The sequence below is a fragment of the Parvibaculum sp. genome (genome assembly GCF_035325945.1).
Taxonomy (GTDB): Bacteria; Pseudomonadota; Alphaproteobacteria; order Parvibaculales; family Parvibaculaceae; genus Parvibaculum.
This window is the reverse complement of sequence record NZ_DAOKYX010000060.1, coordinates 1-2,064: the sequence shown is the minus strand read 5'-3', so window position 1 is coordinate 2,064 and position 2,064 is coordinate 1. Positions and strand designations below refer to the sequence as shown.

The following is a 2,064-nucleotide window of genomic DNA, read 5'->3' as shown; positions in this document are numbered from 1 at the left end:
TCAGGACCGGCGATGTCGCGATGATCGACGCGGATGGATATGTTCATCTCGTCGGTCGCGCCAAGGACCTCATCATTTCGGGCGGCTACAACGTCTACCCGAAGGAGATCGAGACGCTGATCGACGAAATGCCGGAGGTGGACGAGTCCGCGATCGTCGGCGTTCCCCACAAGGATTTCGGCGAGGCGGGCGTCGCGGTCGTGGTGCTTCGCGAGGGAGCCGCGCTCGACGAGGCGGCGCTGATCGCGCGGCTCAAGGAGCAGATCGCCAATTACAAGGTGCCGAAGCACGCCTTCTTCGTCGAAAGCCTGCCGCGCAACACGATGGGCAAGGTCCAGAAGAACCTGCTGCGCGATCGCTATCGCGACGCCTGCGCCTGAAATTCGGCAAAGGCGCGGCCGGGCCTTCTATCTACTCGGCTTCGCGGTCGCTGGCGCGCTTCTTTTCGGGTGCGATCTTGACCTGGCGGCGCCGGTCGGGCCCGTCGAAATCGTCGCTGTGAATGATCGGCCGGGGCCTGCGCAGAACGGATTCGATCCGCGTCATGAGTTGCGCGGCAGAGAACGGTTTGGACAGGACTTCCGTTGCGCCGCTGTCGCGGGCGGCGATGACGTTCGTCTTGAACGGCCGCTCTGTCATGAAGATCACAGGCACATGGTTCGGCAATCCTGAGTCGGGCTTTCGCAGCGTCTTGACAACCGTGCGGCCGTCGAGGGGCGGCTCCAGATCGTCGACGAGAACGACATGCACGCGCTGATGGGCGAGAATGTAGAGCGCATCCTCGCCGTTGCGCACGGGATAAATTTTTCCGACGCCGAAGGATTTGAGAATGCCAGCGACGATGCCCGCGAATTGCGGCGCGTCCTCGACGACAAGCACGGAAATCTCGTGAAACGGAAATTTCTCGTTGTGTGATTCGCTCTGAAAAAGCGTCGGCGGATGATGGGCGGACATGCCGGAGAACCTCGAATCTCTATCGCCGCGAGTTTCGTCGGAAACTCTTAGAGACTGGTTAGGAACTCTCGTCCCTTTCGGATTAAGCCATCGGTCTATCGCTCTCCGTCATGGCGCGGGCGAGCTGGTCCGGCATGAGGCGGCTGATGCCGTGTTCCGTCTTCTCCCAGTGAAACGGCCGCGTCACCAATTGCTGGAGCGCCTTGTAGGCGCCTGCCGAAATCAGGAGCCAGTAGGCCGGCATCATGAGCGCATCGAAGACGAGCGATTTCCGGCCGCGCGCGCCTGCGGCGGTCATGCCCGCGAGAATGGTGATGCCGTAGCCGGAGACGAGGACGGCGAGATTGAAGATCGCGATCGGCAGGTCGCGTGCCAGATCGGCAAGCGAGTCCGACGCGATCAGCGCCGCGATGGCAGCGAGATAAAAGAGCGGATGAACGAGATTTGAAAGTGAGAAGCCGCCAATGACGATCTGGAATCCGAGAAAGCCCTTGAGCCCCAGCGCGCGATAGAGCCTGACGGGATGGCGCATGCGGACGAGATAGGTCTGGACCCATCCCTTGATCCAGCGCGAGCGCTGCCTGAGCCAGTTGTCGAGACGGCAATTGGCCTCCTCTTCGGTGGTCGAGCGGATGATGCTCGTGCGATAGCCGAGCATGGCGAGGCGGATGCCGAGATCGGCGTCTTCCGTCACATTGTAAGGATCCCAGGCGCCCGCGCAGCGAAGCACATCGGTGCGGAAATGCGTCGATGTGCCGCCAAGAGGTACCGGCAGGCCGAGCTTCGCCAGCGTCGGCAGCAGCAGGTCGAAGAACGAGGCATATTCGATGGCGAACTGGCGCGTGAGCCAGTTCTCGAACCAGTTGTAATAGTTGAGCTGGGCCTGCACGCAGGCGAGCTTCGGATCGCCGAGCCTGAAGGCAGCGACGGCGCGGCGAAGCTGGTCGGGCGCAGGTATGTCTTCCGCGTCATAGACGACGAGGAATTCGCCCCGCGCGAAGGGCAGCGCGAAATTGCAGGCTTTCGGCTTCGTCAGCGGCAGAGTGCACGGCACACGGATGAATTCGAAATTGCCCGGCAGGCCGAGTTTCCGCGCGGCTTCATAGGTCG

At 62.0% G+C, this 2,064-nt stretch carries 2 protein-coding genes and 1 pseudogene; 1 reads left to right on the top strand and 2 read right to left on the bottom strand.

The window, feature by feature from the left end; genetic code table 11:
* Positions 1–380: pseudogene (locus PKA57_RS14885) on the top strand (malonyl-CoA synthase); the annotation flags it as partial.
* Between the two features lie 31 nt (positions 381–411).
* On the opposite strand, the gene PKA57_RS14880 reads toward PKA57_RS14885, so the two are convergent.
* Positions 412–954 carry a response regulator gene (locus PKA57_RS14880; RefSeq protein WP_324301941.1) on the bottom strand — a complete coding sequence of 181 codons (543 nt, stop codon included), beginning with the start codon at positions 952–954 and terminating at the stop codon, positions 412–414.
* 82 nt (positions 955–1,036) lie between these two features.
* The coding region (locus PKA57_RS14875) for a glycosyltransferase family 2 protein (RefSeq protein WP_324301939.1) at positions 1,037–2,064 on the bottom strand (1,028 nt) is incomplete at its 5' end.